30 protein-coding genes and 1 tRNA gene are annotated in these 25,986 nt (G+C 66.1%); 7 read left to right on the top strand and 24 right to left on the bottom strand.

The features are described from left to right. Positions 1-13: 13 nt before the first annotated feature. Complete coding sequence (locus tag GY40_RS16000; protein WP_248311184.1) at positions 14-931, bottom strand: LysR family transcriptional regulator; 918 nt, start codon at positions 929-931, stop codon at positions 14-16. Positions 932-1,060: 129 nt separating this feature from the next. Here GY40_RS16000 and GY40_RS15995 point away from each other — a divergent pair, with 129 nt between their 5' ends. Beyond that, positions 1,061-2,083 carry a bile acid:sodium symporter family protein gene (locus GY40_RS15995; protein WP_038363798.1) on the top strand — a complete coding sequence of 341 codons (1,023 nt, stop codon included), beginning with the start codon at positions 1,061-1,063 and terminating at the stop codon, positions 2,081-2,083. 303 nt (positions 2,084-2,386) lie between these two features. Continuing rightward, complete coding sequence (locus tag GY40_RS15990) at positions 2,387-2,635, top strand: DUF2934 domain-containing protein (RefSeq protein WP_038363796.1); 249 nt, start codon at positions 2,387-2,389, stop codon at positions 2,633-2,635. Positions 2,636-2,700: 65 nt separating this feature from the next. On the opposite strand, the gene GY40_RS15985 is transcribed toward GY40_RS15990, so the two are convergent. The 13 genes from GY40_RS15985 to GY40_RS15925 all read right to left on the bottom strand — a co-directional run bounded on the left by GY40_RS15985 (position 2,701) and on the right by GY40_RS15925 (position 14,456). Continuing rightward, on the bottom strand, positions 2,701-2,985 hold the full coding sequence (locus GY40_RS15985) for a hypothetical protein (protein ID WP_038363793.1): 285 nt from the start codon (positions 2,983-2,985) through the stop codon (positions 2,701-2,703). A gap of 120 nt (positions 2,986-3,105) precedes the next feature. Then, positions 3,106-3,414 (bottom strand): hypothetical protein, encoded by a 309-nt coding sequence (locus GY40_RS15980; RefSeq protein WP_038363791.1) that lies wholly within the window; start codon positions 3,412-3,414, stop codon positions 3,106-3,108. Positions 3,415-3,746: 332 nt separating this feature from the next. Next, positions 3,747-4,700, bottom strand: a complete 954-nt coding sequence (locus tag GY40_RS15975) for a VOC family protein (protein ID WP_038363789.1) — start codon at positions 4,698-4,700, stop codon at positions 3,747-3,749. A 164-nt stretch (positions 4,701-4,864) separates the two neighbouring features. Then, positions 4,865-5,974, bottom strand: a complete 1,110-nt coding sequence (locus tag GY40_RS15970) for a 5-methyltetrahydropteroyltriglutamate--homocysteine S-methyltransferase (protein WP_038363787.1) — start codon at positions 5,972-5,974, stop codon at positions 4,865-4,867. Between the two features lie 24 nt (positions 5,975-5,998). Further along, complete coding sequence (locus GY40_RS15965) at positions 5,999-6,709, bottom strand: ABC transporter ATP-binding protein (RefSeq protein ID WP_038364432.1); 711 nt, start codon at positions 6,707-6,709, stop codon at positions 5,999-6,001. A 7-nt stretch (positions 6,710-6,716) separates the two neighbouring features. Continuing rightward, positions 6,717-7,469 (bottom strand): ABC transporter ATP-binding protein, encoded by a 753-nt coding sequence (locus GY40_RS15960; RefSeq protein WP_038363785.1) that lies wholly within the window; start codon positions 7,467-7,469, stop codon positions 6,717-6,719. Beyond that, on the bottom strand, positions 7,466-8,473 hold the full coding sequence (locus tag GY40_RS15955) for a branched-chain amino acid ABC transporter permease (RefSeq protein ID WP_248311183.1): 1,008 nt from the start codon (positions 8,471-8,473) through the stop codon (positions 7,466-7,468). The genes GY40_RS15960 and GY40_RS15955 overlap by 4 nt, the downstream gene beginning before the upstream one ends. Continuing rightward, complete coding sequence (locus GY40_RS15950) at positions 8,470-9,327, bottom strand: branched-chain amino acid ABC transporter permease (protein WP_038363783.1); 858 nt, start codon at positions 9,325-9,327, stop codon at positions 8,470-8,472. The genes GY40_RS15955 and GY40_RS15950 overlap by 4 nt, the downstream gene beginning before the upstream one ends. 31 nt (positions 9,328-9,358) lie before the next feature. Continuing rightward, positions 9,359-10,534 carry an ABC transporter substrate-binding protein gene (locus GY40_RS15945; RefSeq protein WP_038363781.1) on the bottom strand — a complete coding sequence of 392 codons (1,176 nt, stop codon included), beginning with the start codon at positions 10,532-10,534 and terminating at the stop codon, positions 9,359-9,361. A gap of 212 nt (positions 10,535-10,746) precedes the next feature. After that, positions 10,747-11,472 (bottom strand): PIG-L deacetylase family protein, encoded by a 726-nt coding sequence (locus GY40_RS15940; protein ID WP_038363779.1) that lies wholly within the window; start codon positions 11,470-11,472, stop codon positions 10,747-10,749. A 23-nt stretch (positions 11,473-11,495) separates the two neighbouring features. Beyond that, positions 11,496-12,614 carry a 4-oxalomesaconate tautomerase gene (locus tag GY40_RS15935; protein ID WP_051988128.1) on the bottom strand — a complete coding sequence of 373 codons (1,119 nt, stop codon included), beginning with the start codon at positions 12,612-12,614 and terminating at the stop codon, positions 11,496-11,498. A 4-nt stretch (positions 12,615-12,618) separates the two neighbouring features. Further along, positions 12,619-13,449, bottom strand: coding sequence for an NAD(P)-dependent oxidoreductase (locus GY40_RS15930; protein ID WP_051988127.1), 831 nt, complete (start codon positions 13,447-13,449; stop codon positions 12,619-12,621). A 92-nt stretch (positions 13,450-13,541) separates the two neighbouring features. Beyond that, positions 13,542-14,456 carry a LysR family transcriptional regulator gene (locus GY40_RS15925; protein WP_038363777.1) on the bottom strand — a complete coding sequence of 305 codons (915 nt, stop codon included), beginning with the start codon at positions 14,454-14,456 and terminating at the stop codon, positions 13,542-13,544. A 437-nt stretch (positions 14,457-14,893) separates the two neighbouring features. Here GY40_RS15925 and GY40_RS15920 point away from each other — a divergent pair, with 437 nt between their 5' ends. Next, positions 14,894-15,397 (top strand): DedA family protein, encoded by a 504-nt coding sequence (locus GY40_RS15920; RefSeq protein WP_038364425.1) that lies wholly within the window; start codon positions 14,894-14,896, stop codon positions 15,395-15,397. After that, positions 15,394-15,714 (top strand): hypothetical protein, encoded by a 321-nt coding sequence (locus tag GY40_RS15915; protein WP_038363774.1) that lies wholly within the window; start codon positions 15,394-15,396, stop codon positions 15,712-15,714. The genes GY40_RS15920 and GY40_RS15915 overlap by 4 nt, the downstream gene beginning before the upstream one ends. Here GY40_RS15915 and GY40_RS15910 read toward each other — a convergent pair. From GY40_RS15910 to GY40_RS15900, 3 genes are all read right to left on the bottom strand, one after another. Beyond that, positions 15,701-16,384, bottom strand: coding sequence for a transglutaminase-like cysteine peptidase (locus tag GY40_RS15910; RefSeq protein WP_156115968.1), 684 nt, complete (start codon positions 16,382-16,384; stop codon positions 15,701-15,703). The two genes, GY40_RS15915 and GY40_RS15910, sit on opposite strands and share 14 nt — an antisense overlap. A 461-nt stretch (positions 16,385-16,845) precedes the next feature. Continuing rightward, the gene (locus tag GY40_RS15905) at positions 16,846-17,127 is read right to left on the bottom strand and encodes a hypothetical protein (protein ID WP_038363772.1); all 282 of its coding nucleotides are present in this window, start codon (positions 17,125-17,127) and stop codon (positions 16,846-16,848) included. 233 nt (positions 17,128-17,360) lie between these two features. Next, positions 17,361-17,450: transfer RNA gene (locus GY40_RS15900), tRNA-Ser, on the bottom strand. A 296-nt stretch (positions 17,451-17,746) separates the two neighbouring features. Here GY40_RS15900 and rplU point away from each other — a divergent pair. The 3 genes from rplU to GY40_RS15885 all read left to right on the top strand — a co-directional run bounded on the left by rplU (position 17,747) and on the right by GY40_RS15885 (position 19,517). Beyond that, positions 17,747-18,238, top strand: coding sequence for a 50S ribosomal protein L21 (gene rplU, locus GY40_RS15895; RefSeq protein ID WP_038364421.1), 492 nt, complete (start codon positions 17,747-17,749; stop codon positions 18,236-18,238). 170 nt (positions 18,239-18,408) lie between these two features. Next, positions 18,409-18,675 (top strand): 50S ribosomal protein L27, encoded by a 267-nt coding sequence (gene rpmA / locus GY40_RS15890; protein WP_038363769.1) that lies wholly within the window; start codon positions 18,409-18,411, stop codon positions 18,673-18,675. A 155-nt stretch (positions 18,676-18,830) separates the two neighbouring features. Then, the gene (locus GY40_RS15885) at positions 18,831-19,517 is read left to right on the top strand and encodes a GNAT family N-acetyltransferase (RefSeq protein WP_081925434.1); all 687 of its coding nucleotides are present in this window, start codon (positions 18,831-18,833) and stop codon (positions 19,515-19,517) included. A gap of 92 nt (positions 19,518-19,609) precedes the next feature. On the opposite strand, the gene denD is transcribed toward GY40_RS15885, so the two are convergent. The 7 genes from denD to GY40_RS15850 form a co-directional block, all read right to left on the bottom strand. After that, the gene (gene denD / locus GY40_RS15880; protein WP_038363767.1) at positions 19,610-20,590 is read right to left on the bottom strand and encodes a D-erythronate dehydrogenase; all 981 of its coding nucleotides are present in this window, start codon (positions 20,588-20,590) and stop codon (positions 19,610-19,612) included. A 28-nt stretch (positions 20,591-20,618) separates the two neighbouring features. Further along, positions 20,619-21,365 (bottom strand): SDR family oxidoreductase, encoded by a 747-nt coding sequence (locus tag GY40_RS15875; RefSeq protein WP_038363765.1) that lies wholly within the window; start codon positions 21,363-21,365, stop codon positions 20,619-20,621. A gap of 15 nt (positions 21,366-21,380) precedes the next feature. Then, complete coding sequence (locus GY40_RS15870; RefSeq protein WP_051988124.1) at positions 21,381-21,836, bottom strand: GNAT family N-acetyltransferase; 456 nt, start codon at positions 21,834-21,836, stop codon at positions 21,381-21,383. A gap of 2 nt (positions 21,837-21,838) precedes the next feature. Beyond that, positions 21,839-22,510: a GNAT family N-acetyltransferase gene (locus GY40_RS15865; protein ID WP_038363762.1), complete on the bottom strand. Its 672-nt coding sequence runs from the start codon at positions 22,508-22,510 to the stop codon at positions 21,839-21,841. After that, positions 22,507-22,833, bottom strand: coding sequence for a hypothetical protein (locus GY40_RS15860; RefSeq protein ID WP_038363760.1), 327 nt, complete (start codon positions 22,831-22,833; stop codon positions 22,507-22,509). Before GY40_RS15860 ends, GY40_RS15865 begins: the two co-directional genes overlap by 4 nt. Continuing rightward, on the bottom strand, positions 22,830-23,669 hold the full coding sequence (locus GY40_RS15855; protein WP_038363758.1) for an isocitrate lyase/PEP mutase family protein: 840 nt from the start codon (positions 23,667-23,669) through the stop codon (positions 22,830-22,832). The genes GY40_RS15860 and GY40_RS15855 overlap by 4 nt, the downstream gene beginning before the upstream one ends. 248 nt (positions 23,670-23,917) lie before the next feature. Next, positions 23,918-25,780 carry an IlvD/Edd family dehydratase gene (locus GY40_RS15850; RefSeq protein WP_081925433.1) on the bottom strand — a complete coding sequence of 621 codons (1,863 nt, stop codon included), beginning with the start codon at positions 25,778-25,780 and terminating at the stop codon, positions 23,918-23,920. Between the last annotated feature and the right edge of the window lie 206 nt (positions 25,781-25,986).

The raw sequence follows: 25,986 nt of genomic DNA, 5'->3' as shown, positions 1-25,986 counted from the left end.
GGCGCGGCAGGCTCTATGCCCTGCCCCGCCGCCCCGTGGAACTCTCGACCGGCAGCAGCCGGCCGGCGCCGGAGAGGATGCTGGCGGCGAGTGCCCGCGCCGCTTCCTCATGCGACTGCCCGCCGACCACGACGAACTCGATCGAGCCCAGCCGGGGGAGCGCCTCGCGCGGCTCGGCCTCGGCCAGCCCCGGCGGGATCAAGCGCGCCGAATGCGCGGTGACGCCGAGCCCCGCCACCGTCGCGGCGCGCAAGCCGGCGAGGCTGCCGCTGGTGCAGGCGACGCGCCAGGCCCGGCCGGCCTGTTCCAGCGTCTCGATCGCATGGATGCGCGTGATGCTCGGCGGCGGATAGAGCACCAGCGGCACCACCGGTTGCTCGGCCAGCCGCGAGCCCGGCCGCCCGACCCAGACCAGCCGCTCCTCCCAGGCGACGACGCCGCGCGCGTCGCCATTGCGGCGCTTGACGAAGATGAGGTCGAGATCGCCCGCATCGTATTGCTCGTAGAGCCGGCCGCTTAAGCCCACCGTCAGCTCCAGATCGACGGCGTGATGCTGCATCGCGAATTCCGCGAGGATGTCCGGCAGCGCCGTGAAGGCGAAATCCTCGGAGACGCCGAGCCGCAGGCGCCCCCGCAGCGTCGAGCCCTTGAGATAGTGCTCGATGCGGCTGCCGGCCTCGAGCACCTGCCGGGCGAAGGGCTGGATCGCATCGCCATCCGGCGTCGGACGGACCTCGTGCGTATCCCGCGCCAGCAGCTTGCGCCCCACCCGCTTCTCCAGCCGCGCCACATGCTGGCTGACCGAGGATTGCCGCAAGCCGAGCTGCCGTGCCGCTTCGGTGAAGCTCAGCGTCTCGCAGACCTTGAGGAAACTGCGCAGCAGCACGGGATCGAGCGGTTTCGGATCGGATATCATCTCATCATGATTCATGATGAGCAATATCATGTCCAGTCCGGATCAAAATGAGCCGGCGATCTGTTACAGCATCGGCCCGAAAGTGGCAGGCGATTTTTGGAACAGGCCGATGCCGCAGAAGCCGCTCATTCAGGAGGGCATCAGATGCTCCGCCGCACCCTCGCCCGCTTCGGCATCGACCCCTATCTGCTCGCGCTCCTCGCCACCGTCGCGGTCGCGATCATCCTGCCCGCCACCGGCCGGGGCGCCGTGGTCGCCAATGACGCGGTCTCCGTGGCGGTCGCGCTGCTGTTCTTCCTCTATGGCGCGCGGCTCTCGCCGAAGGCGGTCTGGGACGGTCTGCTGCACTGGCGGCTGCAATCCCTCGTCTTCGCCAGCACCTATGTGCTGTTCCCGCTGCTCGGGCTCGGCCTGACCAAGGCGTTCGGAAACTTTCTCTCCCCCACGCTGATTCTCGGGCTGATGTTTGTCTGCGTGCTGCCCTCGACGGTGCAATCCTCCATCGCCTTCACCTCGATCGCGCGCGGCAATGTCGCCGCCGCTTTGTGCAGCGCCTCGGTCTCGAACCTGTTCGGCATGGTGGTGACGCCGCTGCTCGTCATGCTGCTGCTCAACGCGAACGGCGGGGGCTTCAGCACCGCGGCGGTGGAGAGCATCGCGCTCCAGCTCCTGGCGCCCTTCGCGGTCGGCCAGATCCTGCGCCCCTGGATCGGCACATTCCTGCACCGGCACAAGGCGGTGATCTCGCTGGTCGACCGCGGCTCGATCCTGCTCGTCGTCTACGCTGCCTTCAGCGAAGGCATGGCGGCCGGCATCTGGTCGCAGGTGACAGCGGGCGACCTCGTCGCCGTCGTGCTGCTCGACATGGTCCTGCTCGCGGCCGTTCTGGTGATCACGACGGTCGTCAGCCGCCGCTTCGGCTTCTCCAAGGAGGACGAGATCGCCATCGTCTTCTGCGGCTCGAAGAAAAGCCTGGCGAGCGGCATTCCGATGGCCAACATCCTCTTCCCCGGCCAGGCGCTCGGCCTCATCGTCCTGCCGCTGATGCTGTTCCACCAGATCCAGCTCTTCGCCTGCGCCACATTGGCGCAGCGTTACGCCAAGCGTCCCGTCGAGACCCATCCCGAGCCGGAATCCCAGCCCATGCTCGGCCCGGCAAAGGCCTGAACGAAGCCGGGCGCGGGATCTGCGCGCTTACGTCTCACCTCGCTCCACCGGAACAAGCCGGGCTTCAGCCTTGTTGATCCCCTGCCTGCCCCCACATGAAAAGGCGTCGCTCTCCCGGAAGCGAGCGCCTTCATGGAAGGGCGCCGTGGAGACAGGGCGAGGCCCAACGCGATCCGGGCCGGCCTCGCCGGATGTCACCGCTGAAAAGCCGCGACGGCCGCTGCTGCGGCCCGCCTCGAAGCGGCATCATGGCGGCTGGTCGCCATAGGGTGAAGCCCGCCGTCGCTCACGATGGAGGATTGCATGAGCAAGGACGAGAAGGCACAGCGCGAGATCAGGAAGATCGCCTACGGCATCTGGATGCAGGAAGGCCAGCCGGAAGGCCGTGACCGCGAGCATTGGGAGGCCGCCAAGGAAATCTGGGCCTTCCGCAGCCACAACCATGTCCTCACCGACGAGAACGAGGACTCGTTCGGCGCAGCCCGGCCGATGCCGCCCGATCTGACCGACCGGCACGAACGCCGCCGCCCGCCGCGCGGCCGTGCAATGTAAGGCTGCGCGCCCGCAGGCCGGTGGGGATGCACCGGCAAGGGTTCAGGCCAGCAGAAGCCTGCCCGTCAGGGGCAGATATAGCCGCTGGGCGTCGCCGCGCAGCGTGCGCCGGTCGGCAGGATGAGCGCGCCGCCGCGATCGCGCCGGACATAGTCGCCGTTCGGCAGCTGGAAGCCTCCGGTGGGATCGGGCGTGACCCGCGTCCCGTCGGGAAGGACGAGTTGGCCGCCATCGCGAAGGATCTGCTTCGCCGTACCGCCCTGCGGGACAGGAGCAGGTTCCGGGCGATTTGAAACGCAGCCCGCAACGAGGACCGCCAGAGCTCCAAGGGTTACCGATGTCCTGATCATGACCTCACCTGTGCCGCGTCGACGAGGAAACCGAAAGGGCGATGGCGCCTCCGCCATCGCCCGATACTCACGCGGCGAAAGATAGCTCGAAAGCCATTTCCGCCGAAACGGTCAAAACGCTCAGTAGACCCAGCGGCAAACGCGGACCGGACGGCCGAAGCGGTTGCGGTGCACCGTGCAGACCTGACGCCGCGGACGCGGGCGATGGTAGGGAGGACGCGGGCGGTGGCCGGGGTGAGGACGGTGAGAATACTGCACCTGCTCGATCGGGGTGCCGTCAGGCAGCGTCGCGGCCTTCTCGGAGGGCATGGCGCCGAGCGCCTGGCCGGCAGCGCCGAGCCCAGCCGCATCAGCCTTGCCAGCGACAGCGACGGTGGCGGCGCCAGCGGAAAGGGCAAACAGCCCGAGCAGGAAAGAACGTCGTTCCATAAGCGTTTCTCCAAATCGCATGAACAAAGCCCAGTCGAATCAAACGAGACAAGGCTATTGCCCAAAACGGGTGATGAGCAAGAATGTTTCGTTAACGGCGCTCGACCGAAATCGATGGCACCGCTTTCGAGAACACGATGCAGTTTAGAATCGCGATTCTGAACGGAACCCGACAGCGATCTGGACCATCGACATTTTCTTGTCGTCGCCGCAGCCCGATCATTGGCCGACGATCCGACCAAGTCGAAGCAGGACTTCCGGCGGAAGCTATGCAGATGCCGCCATAACGGCATCCCAGACATCTCTCCCCGAGGCAGAGCGCTGTGGGCGCGCTACACGGCCGGCGGCGTGCCATGCGTGTGGAAGCTCTCGATCGTCTTGAGCCCCCAGGCCTGGCCCTTCTTCCGCTCGATCTCGGTCCAGGTCACGGTCTGCCAGTCCGGGTCGAGGATCAGGCGCGCTCCGGCATTGGCAATCTCGACGCGGTTGCCGGCCGGCTCATAGACATAGAGGAAGAAGGTCTGCTGCACCGCATGCTTGTGCGGGCCGGTCTCGATGAAGACGCCGTTCTCCAGGAAGAGATCGGCCGCCTCCAGGATGTGCTCGCGCTGGTCCACCGCATAGGTGACGTGGTGGAAGCGCCCCTGCGCCGGCGTGTGGTCGCGCGTATAGGCGATGTCGTAGCTCTTGTTGTTGACGGTGAACCAGCAGCCGCCGACCTCGCCGGAATCCAGCACGATCTGCTCGGTGATGCGGCTGCCCAGCGCCTTCGGCATGAAATCGCGGATCGCGGCGACGTCCTGCGCCAGCAGGTTGACGTGATCGATTCGGCGCACGGCGCAGCCCCGGCCATGGTTGCGCTGCGCCTGGTTCTTCAGCGCCGGCCGCTCGCCTTCGGGCGCCACATATTTGTTCGTGTCGAAATAGATCTCGAAGACATGGTTGTCGGGGTCGCGGAAGCGATAGGCGCGGCCATGGCCGCGGTCGCCCTCGACCCAACCGATGCCCGCGCCCATCCCCTCGATTCCCGCGACGCGGCGCAGGAGCGCCGCCTCGCTCGCAGCACGATAGCCGATATGGCCGACGCCGGTGGTGTTCGAGGCCGTCAGCTTCAGCGTGTGGAACTCGTAATCGTCCCAGGCGCGCAGATAAACGGAGTCGTCTTCGCGCCCGCTCTCCGTCAGTCCGAAGATGTTGACGAAGAAGTCGAGGCTCTCCTGCGGCTTGTTGGTGAAGAGCTCGACATGGCCGAGATGGGCGATGTCGAAGCAGGGCTCGGCGCTCATGTCTGGTGTCCTCTGGAGCAAGCTGATTTTGCACGGAGCCACGCGGTCATCCCGGGCTTGACCCGGGATCCATGCCGGAGCGTTTCCGATCAATGTTCAGGCATGGATCCCGGATCTTCGCTTCGCTCCGTCCGGGATGACCAGATTTCCCCCCAAAGGCGCTCTCAGCCCCAGACTTCCTTCGCCACTTCGAGTATGCGCGAGAGCTTGGCCCATTGCTCGTCCTCGGCCAGCACATTGCCTTCTTCCGTCGAGGCGAAGCCGCATTGCGGCGACAGGCAGAGCTGTTCGAGCGGCGCGAACTTGGCGGCCTCCTCGATGCGACGCTTCAGGTTGTCCTTGCTCTCGACCGTGCCGAACTTGGAAGTGACGAGGCCGAGCACGACCTGCTTATCGCCCTTGGGCAGGAAGCGCAGCGGCTCGAAGCCGCCCGAGCGGTCGTCGTCCCACTCCATGAAATAGCCGTCGACATCGATCTGGTTGAAGACGAGATCGGCCACCGGCTCGTAGCCGCCGGACGCGATGAAGGTCGATTTGAAGTTGCCGCGGCAGGTATGGGTGGTGATCTGCATGTCGGCGGGCTTCGCCTTCAACGCCGCGTTGAGCACGTCGCGATAGACGAAGATCAGCTTGTCCGGATCGTCGCCGCGCTCGGCCAGCATCTTTCGCTGCTCGGGATCGCAGAAATAGGACAGGCTGGTATCGTCGAGCTGCAGATAGCGGCAGCCGGCATCGTAGAAGGCCTTGATCGCCTTGCCATAGGCCTTGCCCAGATCGTCGTAGTAATCCTCCATCTTGAGATAGGCGCTCGGATCGATCGCCTTCCGCCCGCCGCGGTAATGCAGCATGGACGGGCTCGGGATGGTCATCTTCGGCACGCGGCTGGTCACCGAGGCCAGGAACTTGAAATGGGCCAGATGCGGGTGGTCGGCCGGGAAGTCGAGCTTGCCGGTGACGCGGATGCCATGCCCCTTCGTGGCGACGCCCTTGAACTGGATGCCGGCATCGGTCTCGTAGGTCGTGACGCCGGTCAGGCCGTCGAGGAAGTCGAAATGCCAGAAGGCGCGGCGGTATTCGCCGTCGGTCACCGCCTGCAGGCCGATCTCCTCCTGCTTGCGGACGAGCTTTTTGATCTCCTCGTCCTCGATCTTCGTCAGCTCGGCCTGCGCCATCTCGCCCGCCGCGACCTTGGCGCGGGCTTCCTTGACGGGCGCGCTGCGCAGCAGGCTTCCAACCATGTCGCCCCGGAACGGTGGCTTCTTCCTCTGGGTCATCGCGTTTCCTCCGGTTCTTGATGGTCAGGCTGCGGCGGCGAGGCCGAGATGGTGTTCGAGCCGTTCGGGCTCGGCGATGAGCGTAGCACTGCGCTCGGCGAGGACCACGCGGCCGCGTTCGAGCACGATCGTCTCGTCCGTCAGCTCGAGGATCTTGCGCGCATGCTGCTCGATCACGATGGCGGAAAGCCCCTCCTCGCGGAACAGGGCCTTCAGCGCCTTGAGCAGTTCCTCAACGATGATCGGTGCCAGCCCCTCGGTTGGCTCGTCGAGCAGCAGAAGCTTCGGGTTGAGCATCAAGGCCCGGCCGATCGCCAGCATCTGCTGCTCGCCGCCGGAAAGCTGGTTGCCGAGATTGGTCTTCCGCTCCGCCAATCGCGGGAACATGCCGAAGACGCGGGCGGCATCCCAGGGCCCCGGCCGGGCCACCGCCGTCAGGTTCTCCAGCACGGTCAGCGACTTGAAGATGTTGCGCTCCTGCGGAACCCAGCCGATGCCGGCATGCGCCCTCTGCTCCGGCGAGGCGGCGGTGAGATCACGCCCGGCCAGCACGATCCGCCCGCCGCGCCGGCGGGTGACGCCGATGATGCTGTTGACCAAAGTCGTCTTGCCGACGCCATTGCGGCCGAGCAGAGCGAGCGAATGTCCTTCGGCGAGCGTCAGGTCGATGTCGAACAGCACCTGCGCCTCGCCATAGCCGGCGCTCAGCTTCTCGATCTTGAGCAGCTCAGGCAGCGATGCGTCAGGCATGGGCGCCCTCGCCGAGATAGGCCGCGCGCACGGCCGGATCATGCGCCATCTCCTCCGGCGTCCCCTCCGCCAGCACGCGGCCATTGACCAGCACGGTGATGCGCGTGGCGAAACGGAAGACGAGATCCATATCGTGCTCGATCAGCAGCACGGAGACGTCGTCCGGGAGTGCGGCAACCGTCTGCATCAGGTCGCGGCGCTCCGCCTCCGGCACGCCGGCCGCCGGCTCGTCGAGCAGCAGCACGCTCGGCCTTGCAGCGAAGGCGGCGGCGATCTCGATCTGGCGCTGCTTGCCATAGGGCAGCGTCGCGATGCGCCGGTCCATGATGTCGTCGATCCGGAAGCGCGTCAGAATCTCGGCAGTCTGACCCACCAGCTCCAGATCGCGGTCGAGCGCGCGAAACGGATGGCTCCCCCGGCCGAGCCGCTCGGAGGTGACGAGCGCGATCATCTCGAGCGGCGTCATCGTCCCGAAAAGCTGGTTGATCTGGAAGGTGCGGGCGAGCCCGCGCTTCACCCGCGCCTCGCGTGGCAGCCGCGTGATGTCCTCGCCCATCAGTTCGATGCGGCCGGAGCTCGGCCTGAGCACGCCGGTGAGCTGATTGACGAAGGTGGTCTTGCCGGCGCCGTTCGGGCCGATCAGCGCATGGCGCGCGCCCTTCGCGAGCGTGAAATCGACATGATCGGTCGCGGTGATGCCGCCGAAGCTCTTGGACAGGTCGAAGGTTTGCAGCACCGCGCTCATCGGGCCGCTCCCTTGCCGAGCCGGGCGAAGCGTGCCGCAGCGGCCTTGACCGCGCCATGGATCATCTCGCGCCCGCCGAGCACGAAGAGCACGAGGAAGAGCCCGATCCAGAACATCCAGTATTGCGGCGTGAAACTCGCGATCAGGTCCTGCAGCAGCTTGAAGGCGATGGCGCCGATCAGCCCGCCATAGAGATAGCCGGCGCCGCCAATGATCAGCACGAGCATCAGATCGGCCGAGCGGTGGAAATCGAGCACGTCGAGCGAGACGAACTGCGTCGTCTGGGCGAGCAGCGCCCCTGCCGCCCCGGCATAGGCCGCCGCGAGCGTGTAGACGGCGGCGAGACGCCGATCGTTCGGCACTCCCGAGGCCGCGGCCCGCAGCGGATTGTCGCGGATCGCGCGCAGGCTCAGGCCGAAGGGCGAATGCACCACCCGTCTTGCGATCAGGAACAGCAGGAAGAGGACGCTGAGCGAATAGAGATAGGCGGTGCGCCCGAAGATGTCGAAATCGAACAGGCCCAGCACCGGCGCCATCATGATGCCTTGCAGGCCGTCGGCGCCGCCGGTCAGCGTGCTGAACGAATTCGCCAACTCGTAGAGGATCAGCGCCACGCCGAGCGTGATCATCAGCCGGGTGAGATCGGTGCCGCGCAAGACGAGCGGGCTGGTGACGAGGCCGAGCAGCCCGGCCGCTCCCATGCCGGCCAACAGCCCGGCAAACGGATCGGCCGTAACATGTTTGGCGAGCAACCCGGCCGCATAGGCGCCCATGCCGAGGAAGGCGGCGTGTCCCAGCGAGACGATGCCGGCATAGCCGAGGATCAGGTCGAGCGAGAGCGCGAACAGCGCGAGGATCGCGATCTCGTTGAGCAGCAGCAGGTTGCGCGGGAACAGCAGGAAGGCCGCGAAGGCGAGACACCAGAAGACGATTTCGGCCGGATGCCAGCGCCGCGAGGCGAACAGCGCCTGCCGGACGCGTGTCTCGAGCACGGGCATCGTCATGCCCGCGCCCTCGCGAACAGCCCATGCGGCCGGGTGATCAGCAGCACGACCATCAGCGCGTAGATGATGAAGGCGCCGACCTGCGGCACGAGATACTTGCCGACGACATCGGCGACGCCGAGCAGCATCGCGGCGAAGAACGGCCCGGTGATGCTGGACGTGCCGCCGACCGTGACGACGATCAGGAAGTAGATCATGAATTTCAGCGGAAAAGTCGGGTCGAGGCCCATCAGCTCGATGCCGAGCGCGCCGCCCAATCCCGCCAGCCCCGATCCAAGCGCGAAGGTCAGCGCGAACAGGCGGTTGACGGGGATGCCGAGGCCGCGCGCCACCCGGGCGTCGTCGACCGCCGCGCGCAGCCGGCTGCCGAAGCGGGTGCGGGTGAAGCCCCATTGCAGCGAGACGGCGAGCAGGCCGCAGACGACGATGACGAAGAGCCGGTAGCGGCCGATGCCGATGCCAGCGACCTCGAAGCGCCCCTGCAGCCAGTCCGGCAGGCGGATGAATTGCTGGGTCGAGCCCATCAGCCAGTCCGTGCCGGCCACCGCCATGAAGACGAGCCCGATCGAGAACATCACCTGGTCGAGATGGCTTTTCGTGTACATCGGCCGGTAGATCAGCCGCTCCAGCACGACGCCGACCAGCGCCGCCGCGAGGAAGGCGAGCGGCAGGCTCGCCAGGAACGGCAGGCCGAGCCGCTGCATCGCCAGCACGGCGACATAGCCGCCGAGCATCGCGAAGGCGCCGTGGGCGAGGTTGACGAAATTCATCAACCCCATGGTCACGGAGAGCCCGCAGCCGAGAACGAACAGCACCATCCCATAGGCGATGCCGTCGAACAGGATGGTCAGCATGCGCGTCGATCCGCTGCCGTCGGAAAGCCCGTCACTTGCGGGCCTTCACCGGGTCCTTGACGTCCTTGATCGTCTCGAACTCGACATTGTGCAGCTCGGAGCCGAGCTTCTGCGTCTTGCGGACATAGATGTTCTGGATGATGTCGCGGGTGTCGGGGTCGATCTTCACAGGCCCGCGCACGCTCTCCCAGGAGGCGCCTTTCATCGCCGCGATCAGCTTGTCGCCGCTGGCGTCGCCTTTGGTCGCGTCGAGCGCCTTGGCGATCAGCTTCATCCCGTCATAGCCGCCGACCGCCATGAAGTTCGGGCGCATGCCGGGATTGGCCTTCTGGAAGGCTTCGACGAAGGCCTTGTTCGCCGGGCTGTCATGTGCGGCCGAATAGTGGTGCGTGGTGATGGCGCCGAGCGCGACATCGCCCATGCCTTCGAGGATGTCGTCATCGACCACGTCGCCGGTGCCGATCAGCTTGACGCCGGCCTTGTCGAGGCCGCGCTCGATGAACTGCTTCATGAACTGCGCGCCGACGCCCGACGGCACGAAGACGAAGAGCGCGTCGGGCTTGGCCTCCGAGACGCGCTGGAGGAAGGGCGCGAAATCCGGATTGCGCAGCGGGATGCGCACGCTCTCGACGGTCCCACCGGCCTCCTTGAACGTGTTGGCGAAGGAGGTTTCGGCATCGATGCCCGGCCCGTAATCGGTGACGACGGTGAAGACCTTCTTGACGCCGTTCTTGGCGGCCCAGTGTGCCATCGGCTCGGAAGCCTGCGGCAAGGTGAAGGAGGTCCGCACGATATAGGGCGAGGCCTCGGTGATCGAGGCGGTCGCCGCCGCCATCACGATCTCCGGCACCTTGGCCTGCGTCGCGATCTGTGCGGTCGCCATGGCAAGCGGCGTCAGCCCGAAGCCGGCAAGCACCGAGACCTTGTCGTTGACGACCAGCTCCTGCGCGAGGCGCCGCGTCGCATCGGCGTTGCCGGCATCGTCCTTGAGGATCACTTCGAGCTTGCGACCGCCATGGGTGGCGCCTTCCCTGGCGAGGAAGAGCTTCACCGCGGCATCGATCTGCTTGCCGGTCGAGGCGAAAGGCCCCGTCATCGGCAGGATCAGGCCAATCTTCACCGCCTCCTGCGCCAGCGCAAACCCGCTCGTCGAGGCGGCCAGCGCCAGCCCGAGCATGCCACCGAGTAACGTCCTGCGAACCGTCATGTCCGTTCCCTTCCCCTGAATTGGCTCTCTGCGAAGCCGTTCTTCGTTCTCATCGCCGTCGCGATGGACGCGGCCCGCTTTGGCAGGGCCTTTGCGCATAGCCTACATATCCCGTCCGCCTTCGCCAGCCGCCAATCGTCTAGGCTTTTCGTCTTCGTTGGCCTCGCACGCATAGCCGGCCGCCGCGCTTCCCGGCGCGGATGCCCACGGGGTCACGCCAGAGCCTCCAGCGCTTCCGGAAACAGCCGCTGATAGGCCTCGCCATAGGTCATCGCCTTGCCGGAGTTGCGGCCGCCCTGCATGCCGCGATTGAGCGCGACGCGGGTGTAATATTCCCAGAGATGCTTCTGCGCGGCGAGGATCTCGAAGGCCCGGCGCTTCACCTCCCAGACCTCGTCGATGTTGAGGATGACGTTCGGCTTGAAGCCGCACTGCTCGGGCTGGTGCGGCTCGAACAGGAAGACCGGCGGGGCGGCATAGGCACGCTCCGGATCGGGCTTGTGGCCGGCCGCCTGCGCGATGATGCGGGCTTCCTGGGCGAAGCGCGCCGCCTCCGGATGGTCGACATTGTAGGGATCTTCGAGCGCATGGGTCAGCACGAAGCTCGGCCCCAATTCGTGGAAGATGTCGATGGCGCGGTCGAGCATCTCCGGCGTGGTGCGCAGCGGATAGTCGCCTGCGTCCATGAACTCGATCTCGGCGCCGAGCAGTTCGGCCGCAGCCTCGGCCTCCTCCCGGCGCTGGGCCTTGACCTCCTCCATCCTGACGCCAGCCTTCTTCCAGGCGAACTGGCTCTCGCCGCGCTCGCCATAGGACAGGCAGAGGATCTTCACCCGCATCCCGCGCTTCGCATGCAGCGCGATGGCGCCGCCCGCGCGCCAGACGAAATCGCCCGGATGGGCGGTGATCACGAGACCCGTCTTCTGCGCGTTCGCCATCGAAGCCTCAGCCCTCTCTCAATTCATTCGGCGGCATGGCGGGCGCTGCCCGCATGTGCGGCTAGGGCGCTCGCCGGCACGAAGGAGCGGCCCTCCATCAGGATGCGTGCGGTGCGCAGGAGCCCGGCCCGCTCGACCACAGGCCGCTCGGCCGTGCCGCCGACCGTGAGTGTCACCGTGAACTCCCCTGTGGGATGCTCGACCGAGAGCGAGCGCTCGCGGCCCTTGGGCATCGCCGCGACGGACGCCGCCGGCGAACCCGGCAGCACGGCCGCGGTCGCGACCGTCACTGCCGCGAAAACACCGATCGAGGCGTGGCATTCATGCGGGATGAAGCTGCGCGTGCAGATCGCGCCACCGGCCTGCGGCGGCGCGACGAGCGCGATCTTCGGCACGACCTTCCCGGAAACATCGCCCAGATTCATCAGCGGCCCGGCTGCGAGCCTGATGCGCTCGATCCGCTGCTTCAGCTCCCTATCCTTGTCGAGCTCTTCGCGCGACTCGTAGCCGCTGCGTCCGATATCGGCCGCGCGCATCACGATCACCGGCATGCCATTGTCGATCAGCGTGCACGGCACGCTCTCGATCACATCGACGACATGGCCGGTCGGCAGCAGCGCGCCGCAGACCGAGCCCTCGGCATCGAGAAAGCCGATATCGATCGGCGCCGAGGTCCCCGGCACGCCATCGATGCGCGCGCTGCCCTCGGTGCTCGCCTCGCCATCGGGCGTATCCATGGTCAGATCGGCGATGGTGCCGGTGCTGATGGTGCGGACCCGGACGGTCGTGCGCGCGCCCTGCGCCTTGACCAAACCGCGCGCCAGGGCAAAGGGCCCGATGCCGGCGAGGATGTTGCCGCAATTCGGTGTCGTATCGACTTGCGCCGTCTCGATGCCGACCTGCGCGAACAGGAAATCGATGTCGCAGCCTGGCTCGCTCGACGGCGAGACGATCGCGACCTTGCTCGTCAGCGGATGCGCGCCGCCAAGCCCGTCGACCTGCCGCTTGTCGGGCGAGCCCATCACCGCAAGCAGGAAGGCGTCCCGCGCCGCATTGTCAGCCGGCAGGTCGCCGCGCAGGAAATAGGCTCCCTTCGAGGTGCCGCCGCGGATCAGCATGCAGGGAATGGCGATCTGGGCCATGGCCTCAGGCTCCTGCCGCCGGCTTGGCGCGCGCCCCGCGCTGCTGGGCGTCCGCAATGGCGCTGGCGAGGCCGGGTTCGAGGCCGGCGGCGGCAAGCATCTCGGCTGCCTCGCGCATCTCCGCCGCCCGCCGGATGCCATGGGTCGCGACGCGCTCGCGCATATCGGCCGCGAGCGCATGGAAATCGATGGAGGGAAAGGTCTCGTGCAGGCTGGCGAAGACGGGATCCTTGACGTCCCAGGCCTCGCAGGCGGCGGCGCAATCCACCATCAGCGCCTCCAGTCCCTTGATGACGATGCTGCGGCAGAGCTTCATCGCCGATGCCCGTCCGAAGATTTCGGAGACCGGTGTCAGGTTCATGCCGAGTCGGTTGAGCGCCTCGGCCGCATCCACCGCCTTCGGGCCGCCGGCAAGGATCGGGACCCGCAGGCCGGGCTTCAGCACTGGCGCCATCACCGCCGCCTCGACATAATCGGCGCCGCTTGCCGCAATCGCCTGCGCCGCCCGCTGCTTGGTCGTGGGAGCGGCCGAATTGACATCAACGAAGATCTGGCCGGGCTTCAGCCAACGTGCCGCCTCGGCGGCCACCGCCTCGGTGCGGTCGGCCGTGACGGCCGAGAAGACGAAGGTGGCCTCAGTGCAAGCCCGTTCGGCTGTGTCGGCGCAGGTCACGCCGATCCGGCGCGCCGCTTCCTCGAGCCTGCTGCCGGGCCCGCTGCCGAAAAGCAGGTCATAGGCGTGGATCCCGGCCACGCCATGGGCCAGGAATCCGCGCGAGAACGTCTGGCCGACCTCGCCATAGCCGATGAATGCGATCCTGGCCGAACCAGCCATCGCCGCCACTCCCTTGTGCGTTTTCTCCCGCGGCAAAGGTGGAGCAGCCTCATTCCCTCATCAAATGATAAGAATGCAGCGATTGATTAATTTCATTCATCTCGGCGCGGCGTGATGCTGCGCTTCAGGGCCTGGCTCAGCAACGAGAGAAGATCGCGCGCCACGGGCCGCAGCGGCACGGTCTTGCGCGTGACGATGCCCAGCGTGCGCGTGACGGTCGGCGAACGCAGCGGCACCGCCACCAGCCCGCCGGCCTCGACCGCGTCGAGCGCGAGCTGAGGGACGATCGCGTAGCCGATGCCGGAGCGCACCAGGCTGACCGCCGTGACCACCCGCTGGACCTCGTAGCGCCAGGTCAGGCTCTCGCGCCGTGCGCCCAGCGCATCGTCGATGAGGATGCGGTTGCCGGTTTCGGCGCTGATCCGCACCAGCGGCTCGCCTTGCAACTGCGCCCATGTCAGCGAAGCGGCCTGGGCCAGCGGCATGTCGCGATGGCTGACCAGAACGAAGGGCTCCTTCACGACCGGCTTCAACTCCAGATCCCAGCGATTGGCGGCAACGATGGTGACGCCGAACTCGACCTCGCCGGACTGGACCTTGCCGGCGATCTCGGATGCCGAATTGTCATGGACCCTCACCCCGACGCCGGGATGGCGCCTGGCGAAGGCGGCGATGACCGACGGCATGCAATGCACCGCGACGGTCGGCAGACAGCCGACCGAGACCTGCTCGTCCCCTTCCTGCAGATCGATCCGGACTTCGTCGAGTGCGGAACCGAGATCCTCGAAGATGCGCCGCGCCCGCGGCAGCAGCGTCGTGCCGGCGGCGGTCAGGGAGACCTGCCGGGTCGTGCGCAGAAAAAGCGGCGTGCCGAGCATCTCCTCCAGCTTGCGGATGCGATGGCTGAGCGCGGTCTGGGAGAGATTGAGATGGGAGGCGGCAGCGCGGAAGCTGCCGCGCTCGGCTATGGCGACGAAAGCCTGAAGTCCCAGGACGTCAACGCGCATGAAAACAGCCCATGCACAGCAACCCCATGGCAACTGCGCGCCATGCGGAAGTGGCGGAGAGGGATGGATGTGGCTTTCCGCGCCTCTTACCGAGTAAGATCAATAGCTTAATGCCTATCCTATCGACCGTGTGTAGCACTCCGGCAGCTTACCGTCGAGCCACCCCGAGCCTGGACTTTACAGGCTCATCTCCCGCTTCAGCAGCCGGATCCGATTGCATGAATGCGCGCCTGCAGCCGAGGGTGCCGTGACGACGTTTGCGGCCGCGCGAGGCGAGGACTAAAGGTGGCAACGGAAGGCAGCTCTTCATCTCCCGGCACGCCGCTTGCCCGGATTAACCGGCCTGCTGGAGCCATAACGACACAAACGCCAGCGGGGCTGACGGATTGAAGGACACCCTCGCAAACCACGGCGCCCTCGCGTTTCTCAATGAATGGATTGCGCCCGTTCTGTCCTTTATTCAGGCTCACGAAGCCTGGGCGGCGCCGATTGCGTTTCTTCTGGCTTTCCTCAAATCCCTTGCCTTCGTCTCCCTGATCATTCCCGGCACAGCTTTATTGCTGGCGATCGGCGGCCTGATAGGCGCCAGCGGCATCGCCTTTCTGCCCATCTGGATCGCGATCTCCATAGGGGCTGCGCTGGGAGACTGGGTCTCCTACTGGCTCGGAAGGCGGTACGAGGCAACGATGCGGCGCTCGCGCTTCGCATTGCGCCATCCTGCCTTGATGGGCCGCGCAGAAGCATTCTTTCGGCAATGGGGTTGGCTCGGTATCGTCGGCTGCCGCTTTTTCGGACCGTTGCGCGCGACGGTCCCGCTCGTCGCGGGTCTGTCGGCTATGCCACCCCTCGCCTTCCATCTCTCGAACTGGGCGTCCGCGTTTCTCTGGGCTGGAGCCCTGCTCTTGCCCGGCGCCACCACAGCAAAGATGCTTTCGCCATGACGAGCTGGACCGCCGCCATCCTCACAGCCCTGCAGATCACGCTTGCCGCTGCTCCAGGAGAAGCTCCCGCGACGCGCGGCGACGTTCCGCGCCTCACTCAGGAAGCACTGAACCGGCGACTGGGGCCGGCAGCCAGGATGTCCGATCTGAGAATTCGCCCGAGCAAGCGGATGCCGGGGTTCGCCGTATGCGGCCGGGTCGCCGCGTCGGGAAAATCGGCGCAACGGTTTTTCGTCGTGATCCCCGGTACTTTCGCCGTCCTGGACGACGATGACAGAGAGCTCGTGAGCAAATACTGGAGCCTCAACGACTGCTGACCCGCGATGAGGCCGCGGATGTCGCGGGAGCAAGCTCGTCGGCCTCGATCGAAAGCCAGACATTGTGGTTCGCAGCGGATTGCCGCTTCACAAAGCGGTAGCCGACCTTGTTCCAGACCAGAATCTTCTCGCGCACATTGTCGAGGATGAGGTCGCCCCGGTCCGTCCGGACTGTCAGAACCAGATGGCCTTCACCCTCGGGGGTAACGACGACCGTCATGAGCAGCGCGGATTTCGGCCACCCGGCCTCGATGAGGAGCCGCCGCTTGAGCAGCACGTAGTCATTGCAATTGCCGGATCCGTCATCGGGGTAAGTCCACCAATTGGGGATCCCCATTTTGGAGATCCCGTAATGGTCGTCGTCGCCGATCGGCTTGATCTGCTTGTTGGCCAAGGCGTTGATGGCGTTGAGCTCCGCCCATGAGTCCGGCGTGAGGATCACCGCCACCGGAGCGAGCCGCGTTTCGCTGCACTCGAGCGGCTGCGCCTGGCAAAACAGGGTCCAGCCGATCATCGGCTTCGCTTGCCCGCCGATCCGGGCGAATGCGGCGGGCTCTGCGACTGGCAGGCGCTCGGCTTGGGTCGCACCGGCAGCGGCCGGGGAGATCGGCATCGAAAAATGCGCAAGCAGAGCAACAATCGAAAGGATCAACCTGGCTCTGATACGCATGCCGGGGCCGCCGTATGGTTAACAACTCCTTAACAAAATAGCGCGGCTTTCGGGCTTTCGAAAAGTTAAAACCCCGTTAATGGTTAATGCGTCACAGCAACTGCCGGCGCTCGGATCTGGTGTTGCCTGCCAATATCGGCCCGGCCCTGGTTCGTTTCCGGCTGCTTTGGAGCCCGTTTGTCCGAGATCTAGAGTCGGCTCTCCGCGCCAGCGCGCGGACACCCGGCCGACATGACCCAGCGGGTACCGCGCGTGCACGCATCCCAGGCGAGAACCTGTTCGTCGCCTTGCTCGTCAGAGCCCCACCCTCTCGGGAGTCGGGGCCTGCGCCGAAGCCGGGGCGGTTCACCGGGCTCGGCTTCTTCGAACGGGCCAGCGGGAAGAAAGACCGACTCGCGCATCTCTCTCCGGCCGGCTGATGATTCGCCGGCGTTTACTGGCCCCATCCAGATCCTCGCGGATCAGGCGGTGCGCTTCTTGCGGTCGTCCTTGCGCTTCTCCGGCTCGGCCGCTGCCTTCGTCGACCGGACGAGGGTCGCGATCGCCAAGGGCGGCTTGCCCGACTTCTCGGAGATGATCTGGTCCTGCTCCAGGATTGCCGCCTTGGCCGGCTCATCGCCATCGAGCCCCCCGAGCAGCGCTGTCGGAACGCGTCGGTTGGAGGTTCTCGACCCATCCTCATAGATGACATCGAACATCGTGAACTCGGTATCGAGAGCTTTGGATTTCGTACGCTTGGCCATTCCCGCTTCCTAAATGTTGTCCCATTTGGCGCCGAAGCGCATTCCGCGCCGGCCTGAGGAGAGCTGCTGCATGCGTCGTTCGGCGTGCTGAAAAAGAACGAGGACGCGGTCGGCGCGCACGCATGATGATTGCGTCAACCTTTGCGGGCTTTCGCCCACTTTCCCAGCGCAAGCCGGGAACGGATCAGGTCAGGCGCGGTGATATCGATGGTCTCAATCCCTTGGCGGGATGATGGCGGACAGGGAGGGATTTGAACCCCCGATACCCTTGCAGGTATGCCGCATTTCGAGTGCGGTGCATTCAACCACTCTGCCACCTGTCCGCGGTCGCTATCGGTCGAAGCGAGGCGCTTACTACACAAGCCACGCCCGAGGGGCAAGCCTCCCGGGCGGGAGAAATCGACCGTCCCCCGCCGCTTTCGCTTGACCTTCGCGGAGAGCCCGACTATCGAGCACCGTCCGGCGTGGGGAAACCCGCGCCCGATCTCTTTTGGCATGTGCGCTGCGTCGCATGCCGGCAAGAGCAAACCAGACCACGCAATCGACTGCCAAAAAGCCGTCCCGCATGCGCTTCCAGTCCGGAGGCCGTGACAGGGCGGGGCCGAACATGGAGGACAAAATGTTCGCAGTCATCAAGACCGGCGGGAAGCAGTTCCGCGTCGCCGCCAACGACAAGATCACCGCTGCCAAGATCGAGGGCAACCCGGGCGACACCGTCGCTTTCGGCTCCGTGCTGATGCTCACCGAAGGTGAGAAGACCACGCTCGACGCCAAGGCCCTCTCCGAGATCACCGTCGTCGGTGAGATCGTCGAGCAGGCCCGTGGCGAGAAGGTCATCGCCTTCAAGAAGCGCCGCCGCCAGAACTCGAAGCGCAAGCGCGGCTTCCGCGCCGAGCTGACCGTCATCCGCATCACCGACATCCTCACCGGCGGCAAGCAGCCGGAGATGAAGAAGGGCGATGCCGCCGCCGCTGCGCCGGTCGCCGCCAAGGCGAAGGCTGCTCCGAAGGCCGCCAAGGCCGAGGCCGGCGAGGATGCCGAGAAGCCGAAGAAGGCCGCGGCCAAGAAGGCCCCTGCCAAGAAGGCCAAGGACGAGGCGTCCGAGGCCTGAGACCGGGTTTCCCGGCGTCGATATCCACGCCGGATCGCCATCGCCGAAGGCTTACGTCCTCGGCCTGTCGCTCCTGACAGAATGGTGCTCCGGCATTTCGTATCCGAACCGGGTGGCTTTCGCCGCCGATTCGGGTTAGAGAGACACGAGAAGTTTTGAGGTAGGGCGTTATGGCTCACAAAAAGGCAGGCGGCTCGTCGCGTAACGGCCGCGATTCCGAAAGCAAGCGACTCGGCGTGAAGCGCTTCGGCGATCAGGCCGTCGTTGCCGGCAACATCATTATTCGTCAGCGCGGCACCAAGTGGCATGCCGGCGCGAACGTTGGCATGGGCAAAGACCATACCCTCTTTGCGACGACGAACGGCCGCGTCCGATTCACGACGAAACTCGGCCGAGCTTTCGTGAACGTAGTCCCGGCCCAAGAGGCCGCAGAGTAAAAGGCGGATAGGGAATTCTCTCGATCCGCCGGTTCCATCGAACCGAACGGATCAAGGGTTGAAGGCCCGAAATGGGTCTCCCGAAGGTCAGCGAAGGGGAGATGGGACCGAAGTCCCAGCTCCCTTTTTTCGTTTGCGCCGACGGAGAGACGAGAATGTTCCCCGAATTGACCCGCGACGACGTCTTCCGGCTCGAGACCCGCCGTCTCTGGCTGCGCTGGCCGCGTATGGCGGACGCCGCCGCCATCCTGCGCCAGGCCGGTGAGAAGGCCGTGGCGGAGATGACGGCCAATATCCCGCATCCCTACCCGCCGGACGCGGTCGAACCCTTCATCTTCGCGATGCGCAAGGGCAATGCGCTGGGCGAGCACCTCGTGCTGGCGGTCACCCCGCGCGCGAAGCCCAACGAGCTGATCGGCATGATCGGCGCGCACCGGCAGGCCTCGGGCACGCCCTTCATCGGCTACTGGCTCGGCACCCAGCATTGGGGCAAGGGCTATGCGACGGAGGCGGTGCAGGGGCTGATCGACACCTTGTTCTCGCTGGTCGACGTGCCGGCGATCGAGGCCGATACCCGCGTCATCAATCCGGCTTCGCGGCGGGTCCTGGAGAAGTCCGGCTTCCGGCCGGAGGGCTCCTTCCTCAAGTCGCTGCCGGCGCGGGGCGGGCTGTTCCCTTGCGAGCAGTTCCGGCTCGACCGCTCGACCTGGGCGGCGCTGAAGAGCTGGGGCGCCACCGGCTGGGCCCATGCGCCCGAGCTCGAGGCCAGGACATCCGCCGATGCGGAGCCGGAGCTTCCGGCACGGCTCCAGCAGTCGCAGAGCGAGACCTGTGCGGCCTGAGCGCGCCGGAGCCTGAAAAAGAACACGCCCGGCTCAAGGCCGGGCGTGCCGCAGATGGAAGCGTGATGCTGACGGCCCTGAGGCCGGCAAAGTCACTTCACGAAGGTCCCGTGCAGTTCGTCCTCGATATGCACGCGGATAATCTCCTCGAAATTCGACTCTGCCTTGAAGCCGAGCGCCAGCGCGCGCTGGGGGTCGAAATTGCGCGGCCAGCCGGCGACGATCCCATCGATCACCGGATCAGGCACCCGCTTGATCCGCTTCACGACGTTCTCGCCCGCGACCTTGCGCAGCGTCTCGATCTGCTCGGCGACGGTGCAGGAATAGCCCGGCATGGTCAGCGCCCGGCGCGGGCCGATTGCCGTGGTGTCCATCGTCGCGGCATGGACGAGGAAGCCGACGGCCGAACGGGGCGAGGCGTGCCAGTGCCGCACCTGGTCGGAGACCGGCAGCACGGCCTCCTCCCCGTTCAGGGGCTCGCGGATGATGTTGGAGAAGAAGCCCGAGGCCGCCTTGTTCGGCTTGCCCGGCCTTACGCAGATCGTCGGCAGGCGGATGCCGACGCCGTCGAAGAAGCCGCGCCGCGAATAGTCGCAGAGCAGAAGCTCGCCGATCGCCTTCTGCGTGCCGTAGCTGGTCAGCGGCGTCGTGAAGAACTCGTCCTCGATCTTGTCGTGGAAGGGCGCACCGAACACCGCGACGGAGGAGGTGAAGACGAGGCGCGGCGTATAGCCCTCGATTCGACGGATCGCCTCGAACAGGTAGCGCGTGCCGTCGAGATTGATCCGATAACCCTTGTCGAAATCGGCCTCCGCCTCGCCGGAGACGATCGCCGCAAGATGGACGATCAATTCGGGCCGCGTCGCGATCAGCGTCTCGGCCGCGCCCTCGACCGACAGATCGGAGACCACCGCCTCGAAATCGAAGGGCGCGGCCGGCGGCGGCGAGGCCGGCACCACATCCTGCGCCGTCACGCGGGTGACCGGCTTGCCGCCCAGCCCGCCATCGCGCGCCAGCCGCTCGATGAATTTGCGCCCGACCATGCCGGCGCCGCCGAGAACGAGGATATGCATCCTTACCTCCCTGGATTTCTTGCGCGCGTCAGAGCGCGAAGCCGCCGTCGGCGAGGTGGATCTGGCCGGTGGTGTAGCTCGCCTCGTCGGAGCCGAGATAGACCGCGAGCCAGGCGATCTCCTCCGCCGTGCCGAGCCGGCCCATCGGCTGGCGATCGATGAAGGCCTGCCGCGCCGCCGCCTCGGTGACGTTGGTCGCCGCCGCCAGATCCTTGATGCGCTGGTCGAGCGAGGGCGACTGGATCGTGCCCGGGCAGATCGCGTTCGAGCGGATGCCCTTCTTGATGAAGTCGGCCGCGACGGCCTTGGTCAGCCCGATCACGGCCGCCTTGGTCGCGCCATAGGCATAGCGGTTCGGGATGCCGCGCACCGAGCCGGCGCCGGAGGCGATGTTGACGATCGAGCCTGCGCCCTTGGCCAGCATGCCCGGGAGGAAAGCCTGGATCGTGCGGTGCATCGCCTTGACGTTGAGGTCGAAGGAGAAGTCCCAGGCCTTGTCGTCGGTGTCGAGCACGGTGCCATGATGGACGAAGCCGGCAGCGTTGACGAGGATGTCGATCGGCCCGACCTTCTCGGCGAAGGCGTTGACGGCCTTGGTCGAAAGCACGTCGAGCTTGCGCTTCTTCGCCTTCGGAATGCCTTCGAGCAGGGTGACGTCCTTGTCCGTCGCCCAGACCGTGGCGCCTTCCGCCACGAAGGCCTCGGCGATCGCGCGGCCGATGCCCTGCCCCGCGGCAGTGACCACCGCGACCTTACCCTTCAAACGACCCGCCATGCCTTCGTCCTCTTTTTAGCCGGCTTTGGAAAATGTCTTGCGCATATGGGTGAGGCGCCGGTCGGCCATGTCCTCATGATGCGTGATGGTGAAACCGAGACGCTCATACCAGCCGATGCGCTGGCTGAGCTTCGCGTGCGTATAGAGATGGACCGAGGCGTAGCCGAGCACCTTCGCCCGCTCCTCGGCAAAGTTCATCAGCGCCGCGCCGAGCTTGCGGCCCGCGGCCTGCGGCGACACCGCGATGCTCCAGATCGTGAAATCCTCCGGCTCGATCTCCAGCACCAGCGCGGCATCGAGCCCCGCTTCGCCATCGACCAGCCAGACCTCGTGCTTGGCCAGCACCTCGTGATAGTCCGCGAGGCGCGGCAGCGAGGGCACGCCGATGATCGCCTCGTTCGGCAGATAGGCTGCCTCCGTCAGCGCGACGATCGCCGGAATATCGGCAGGCGTGGCGCGGCGCGGCGTCATCGTCAGGCCTGGACCTTGGCGAGATCGGTGAGCGACGCCTTCTGCTGGCCCCGCGCATCGAAATTGTCGGGCGCGAGCCAGGCCTGGAAAGCGCGCGCACGCGCCGGCCACTCGGAATCGATGATGGAGAACCAGGCCGTATCCCGGTTCGCGCCCTTCACCACCATGTGCTGGCGGAACAGCCCCTCATACTGGAAGCCGAAGCGCAAAGCCGCGCGCTTCGAGGGCTCGTTCAGATTGTTGCACTTCCATTCATAGCGGCGATAGCCGAGCGAGAAGCCGTAATCGCCGACGAGATAGATCGCTTCCGTCGCCACCCGCGTGCGCTGCAGCGCCGGCGAATAGGTGATCCAGCCGACTTCGAAGACGCCTTGCTCGGGGCGGATCTCCATGATCCAGAGATGGCCCTTGGCCTTGCCGTCGGCCTTGTCGATCACGGCGAGCGGCACGATGCCGGCTTTCGCCACCATCGATTCGAGCAAAGCGCGGTATTCGTCCTTGCTCTTCGGCGGCGCGGCCGGCAGCCAGTCCCAGATCTGATCGTGGCCGGTCGTCGCGGCCCAGATGTCGTCGAGATGCCTGCCGACGTCGAGCGGCTCCAGCCGGCAATAGCGCCCTTCCAGCACCTTCGCCGGCGGGAACGGCACGGGCTTCCAGTTCTGCAACGAGGTCATGACGTTCCCTTTTCCCGCCAGCCGGTTAAATCCTGCCGGATGTCCCAGCCCGCGCCGAGTTCGCGTGCGACCGCATCCGCGATGGCGTGCCCTTCGGCCTCCCAGGCCAACCGCTCGACCTCGCTTGGGAAATCGGAGGCCGCCTCGTCGTCTTCGTCATAGATCGCGTCGAAGGAATCCATCCAGGCTTCGAGCCGGTCGGCGAGTTTCTCCGACAGTCCGATATCCTCGGCATCAACAGCCTTGCGCTTGCCCTTGGCGTCGATCTGCCAGAGCCCGCTATGGCCAAGCCACTCCGGCGCGATCAGCAGCACGCCGCTCACGAACGCGCCTCGAGATCCCCACGGAAGAACGGATTGAGCGGCGCCGAGGGGCCATTATTGGCGAAGCCCTTGAAGCTGCCCTCCTCGGCGATCAGCCGCGTCGCCTCGATGAAGGCGGCCCAGGCCGCCCGCGCCAGCGCGCCGCCGATCGAGATACGCCGCGCGCCGGCCGCAGCGATATCGGCGACGGAGAGGCCGAAATCGCCATAGACCAGCGCGTTGACCGGCTTGCCGCCGGCAGCGGTCACGATGGTGCGGATGTCGTCGGCCGTCTTCGGTCCCGGCGCGTAGAGCACGTCGGCGCCCGCCGCCGCATAGGCCTCGATGCGGCGCACCGACTCCTTCAGCGCTTCGGGATGGCCGGTCAGGAAGCATTCGGCGCGCGCCGTCAGCAGCACGCCCGAGCCGGTCTCGTCGATCGCCTTGCGCGCCGCCTTCACCCGCGCGACCGCAAGCTCGAACGGATAGAGCGGATCCGCCTCGCGGCCCGTGGCATCCTCGATCGAAAGTCCGGCGACGCCGGTCGCGACGCAGAGCTTGACGTTGGCCCCGACGCCATCGGGCGTATCGGCATAGCCGTTCTCGAAATCGGCATTGACCGGCAGATCCGGCACCGCCTTCACCAATTCGGCGAGATGGCCGAGCATCATGTCGCGCGGCACATCCTGATCGGCCCGCGCTTGCGTGAAGGCGAAGCCCGCGCTGGTCGAAGCCAGCGCCTTGAACCCCTGCCCGCGCAGCCAGCGCGCCGAGCCGAGATCCCAGGGGTTGGGCATCACGAAGCAGCCGCTCTCATGCAGCTTGCGGAAGGTTTCGACCTGCGGGGAATAGCTCATTTTAAATCGTTTCAGATCAGCGGGAGCTGCGGGCTGGCATAGTGTCGAGCGCCGACCCGTTTGTCAGCCCCATCCGCGCGCATTAGCCGGCGGGGGCCGTTGCGCGCGGCGAATGCCGCCTGGTCCGTCATTCTCGGGCGATGCGAAGCAGCGACCCGAGAAACTCTGACCGGAGCAGGCACTGGAGCCTCTTCGTCGAGAGATGCTCGGGTCTTCGCCCGAGCAAGACGGCGCCTGTGGCGCCCCGCTCAATGATTGTCGCGCGGAATACCGAATTTCTTGTTGATCTTCTGGTACTTGACCGCCGGTTTCAGCACCATGCCCTCGGAGAGCTCATCGACGATCTTGCGCTGGATCTCCTGCCAGGGCGTCTGGCTCTTCGGATATTTGTAGCCGCCCGCCGCCTTGAACGCGGCCTTGCGCTCGGCCAGCTCCGCGTCGGAGATGAGGATGTCGGCCGTCCGCTTCTTCAGGTCGATGCGGACCTTGTCCCCCATCTTGAGGAGCGCGAGCCCGCCGCCCGTCGCCGCTTCCGGCGAGGCGTTGAGGATCGAGGGCGAGCCCGAGGTGCCGGACTGGCGCCCGTCGCCGACGCAGGCAAGCGCGGTGACGCCCTTCTTGATGAGATAATCCGGCGGCCGCATGTTCACGACTTCCGCCGCGCCGGGGTAACCGATCGGCCCCACGCCGCGGATGAACAGGATGCAGTGCTCGTCGATGGCGAGCGCCGGATCGTCGATGCGATGGTGGTAATCCTCCGGCCCGTCGAAGACGATGGCGCGGCCCTCGAAGGCCATCGGGTCCTTCGGATTCTCCAGATAGCGCTTGCGGAATTCCGGCGTGATCACGCTGGTTTTCATGATCGCAGAGTCGAACAGGTTGCCGGAGAGATTGAGGAAGCCGGCCTCCTTCTTCATCGGCGCATCATAGGTCTTGATGACCTCGCGATCGCCCGAGAAGGCCCCGGCGCAGTTTTCCTCATGGGTGCGGCCATTCGCGGTGATGGCGGGCTTGAGCTTGCCCTTGGCGAGCAGCTCCGCGATCACTGCCGGCAGGCCACCGGCGCGGTAATAATCCTCGCCGAGATATTCGCCGGCCGGCTGCATGTTGACCAGCAGCGGCGTGTCGTAGCCGATCTTCGTCCAGTCCTCGTTGTCGAGCTTGACGCCGATATGCTTGGCGATAGCGTTGACGTGGATCGGCGCATTGGTCGAGCCACCGATCGCCGAGTTGATGACGATGGTGTTCTCGAAGGCCTCGCGGGTCAGGATGTCCGAAGGCTTCAGATCTTCCCAGACCATCTCGACGATGCGCTTGCCGGTGAGATAGGCCATCTCGTAGCGGTCGCGGTAGGGCGCGGGGATCGCCGCCGCGCCGGGCAGCGTCATGCCCATCGCCTCGGCCAGCGCGTTCATCGTCGAGGCCGTGCCCATGGTGTTGCAGTGGCCGGCCGACGGCGCCGACGACGCGACCAGGTCGACGAAGCCCTTATAGTCGATTTCGCCGGCGGCCATCATCTGGCGCGCCTTCCAGACGATGGTGCCCGAGCCGGTGCGCTCGCCCCGGAAGGAGCCGTTCAGCATCGGCCCGCCCGGCAGCGCGATCGCAGGGATGTCGACCGTCGCGGCAGCCATGATCTGCGCCGGCGTGGTCTTGTCGCAGCCGGTGGTCAGCACCACGGCGTCGAGCGGGTAGCCGTAGAGGATCTCGACCAGCGAGAGATATTGCAGGTTGCGGTCGAGCGAGGCGGTCGGGCGCTTGCAGGTTTCCTGGATCGGATGGATCGGGAACTCGAAGGGAACGCCGCCCATCTCCCGGATGCCGTCGCGGATGCGCGGTGCGAGCTCCAGATGATGGCGGTTGCAAGGGGCGATGTCGGAGCCGGTCTGGGCGATGCCGATGATCGGCCGGCCCGACTGCAGCTCTTCCCGCGACAGGCCGAAATTCATGGTGCGCTCGATATAGAGCGCGGTCATGTCGGCATTGGCGGGATTGTCGAACCAGGCTTTCGAGCGGAGCTGTTCCGGTTTGATGCGCCGCTTTGCCTTGCGCTTCGCAACCGCCACCGGGCGGTCCTGCCGCGGCACATTGCTCTCCGGGGTCTTTGCCATCGAACGCTCCTCTCCCGCGCTGCCGTCAAGGCCTTGCGGCAGCGCCTTTTCTTAGAATGATTTGACGATTATCCGGTCCGGCCCCTTCGCCCGCAAGAGGGCCCGTCACGATAAATCATACTATTTTTCATGCGCGCCTTGCATGGTCGGGGCGCAGGCCGTCGCGCGGGCTTGCATCGCAGCGCCCTTTCCGGCGAAGACTGTGG

This window comes from Allobosea sp. UNC402CLCol (genome assembly GCF_000745475.1).
Lineage (GTDB): Bacteria > Pseudomonadota > Alphaproteobacteria > Rhizobiales > Beijerinckiaceae > Allobosea > Allobosea spartocytisi.
The sequence above is the reverse complement of the archived record's forward strand: the minus strand, read 5'-3'. Positions and strand labels throughout refer to the sequence as shown.

Excerpts from the sequence above, each read along its gene's own strand:
- GY40_RS16000 (WP_248311184.1), bottom strand. The coding sequence starts at position 931 with ATGAATCATGATGAGATGATATCCGATCCGAAACCGCTCGATCCCGTG.
- GY40_RS15995 (WP_038363798.1), top strand. The coding sequence starts at position 1,061 with ATGCTCCGCCGCACCCTCGCCCGCTTCGGCATCGACCCCTATCTGCTC.
- GY40_RS15990 (WP_038363796.1), top strand. The coding sequence starts at position 2,387 with ATGAGCAAGGACGAGAAGGCACAGCGCGAGATCAGGAAGATCGCCTAC.
- GY40_RS15985 (WP_038363793.1), bottom strand. The coding sequence starts at position 2,985 with ATGATCAGGACATCGGTAACCCTTGGAGCTCTGGCGGTCCTCGTTGCG.
- GY40_RS15980 (WP_038363791.1), bottom strand. The coding sequence starts at position 3,414 with ATGGAACGACGTTCTTTCCTGCTCGGGCTGTTTGCCCTTTCCGCTGGC.
- GY40_RS15975 (WP_038363789.1), bottom strand. The coding sequence starts at position 4,700 with ATGAGCGCCGAGCCCTGCTTCGACATCGCCCATCTCGGCCATGTCGAG.
- GY40_RS15970 (WP_038363787.1), bottom strand. The coding sequence starts at position 5,974 with ATGACCCAGAGGAAGAAGCCACCGTTCCGGGGCGACATGGTTGGAAGC.
- GY40_RS15960 (WP_038363785.1), bottom strand. The coding sequence starts at position 7,469 with ATGAGCGCGGTGCTGCAAACCTTCGACCTGTCCAAGAGCTTCGGCGGC.
- GY40_RS15955 (WP_248311183.1), bottom strand. The coding sequence starts at position 8,473 with ATGACGATGCCCGTGCTCGAGACACGCGTCCGGCAGGCGCTGTTCGCC.
- GY40_RS15950 (WP_038363783.1), bottom strand. The coding sequence starts at position 9,327 with ATGCTGACCATCCTGTTCGACGGCATCGCCTATGGGATGGTGCTGTTC.
- GY40_RS15945 (WP_038363781.1), bottom strand. The coding sequence starts at position 10,534 with ATGACGGTTCGCAGGACGTTACTCGGTGGCATGCTCGGGCTGGCGCTG.
- GY40_RS15940 (WP_038363779.1), bottom strand. The coding sequence starts at position 11,472 with ATGGCGAACGCGCAGAAGACGGGTCTCGTGATCACCGCCCATCCGGGC.
- GY40_RS15935 (WP_051988128.1), bottom strand. The coding sequence starts at position 12,614 with ATGGCCCAGATCGCCATTCCCTGCATGCTGATCCGCGGCGGCACCTCG.
- GY40_RS15930 (WP_051988127.1), bottom strand. The coding sequence starts at position 13,449 with ATGGCTGGTTCGGCCAGGATCGCATTCATCGGCTATGGCGAGGTCGGC.
- GY40_RS15925 (WP_038363777.1), bottom strand. The coding sequence starts at position 14,456 with ATGCGCGTTGACGTCCTGGGACTTCAGGCTTTCGTCGCCATAGCCGAG.
- GY40_RS15915 (WP_038363774.1), top strand. The coding sequence starts at position 15,394 with ATGACGAGCTGGACCGCCGCCATCCTCACAGCCCTGCAGATCACGCTT.
- GY40_RS15910 (WP_156115968.1), bottom strand. The coding sequence starts at position 16,384 with ATGCGTATCAGAGCCAGGTTGATCCTTTCGATTGTTGCTCTGCTTGCG.
- GY40_RS15905 (WP_038363772.1), bottom strand. The coding sequence starts at position 17,127 with ATGGCCAAGCGTACGAAATCCAAAGCTCTCGATACCGAGTTCACGATG.
- rplU (WP_038364421.1), top strand. The coding sequence starts at position 17,747 with ATGTTCGCAGTCATCAAGACCGGCGGGAAGCAGTTCCGCGTCGCCGCC.
- rpmA (WP_038363769.1), top strand. The coding sequence starts at position 18,409 with ATGGCTCACAAAAAGGCAGGCGGCTCGTCGCGTAACGGCCGCGATTCC.
- GY40_RS15885 (WP_081925434.1), top strand. The coding sequence starts at position 18,831 with ATGTTCCCCGAATTGACCCGCGACGACGTCTTCCGGCTCGAGACCCGC.
- denD (WP_038363767.1), bottom strand. The coding sequence starts at position 20,590 with ATGCATATCCTCGTTCTCGGCGGCGCCGGCATGGTCGGGCGCAAATTC.
- GY40_RS15875 (WP_038363765.1), bottom strand. The coding sequence starts at position 21,365 with ATGGCGGGTCGTTTGAAGGGTAAGGTCGCGGTGGTCACTGCCGCGGGG.
- GY40_RS15870 (WP_051988124.1), bottom strand. The coding sequence starts at position 21,836 with ATGACGCCGCGCCGCGCCACGCCTGCCGATATTCCGGCGATCGTCGCG.
- GY40_RS15865 (WP_038363762.1), bottom strand. The coding sequence starts at position 22,510 with ATGACCTCGTTGCAGAACTGGAAGCCCGTGCCGTTCCCGCCGGCGAAG.
- GY40_RS15855 (WP_038363758.1), bottom strand. The coding sequence starts at position 23,669 with ATGAGCTATTCCCCGCAGGTCGAAACCTTCCGCAAGCTGCATGAGAGC.
- GY40_RS15850 (WP_081925433.1), bottom strand. The coding sequence starts at position 25,780 with ATGGCAAAGACCCCGGAGAGCAATGTGCCGCGGCAGGACCGCCCGGTG.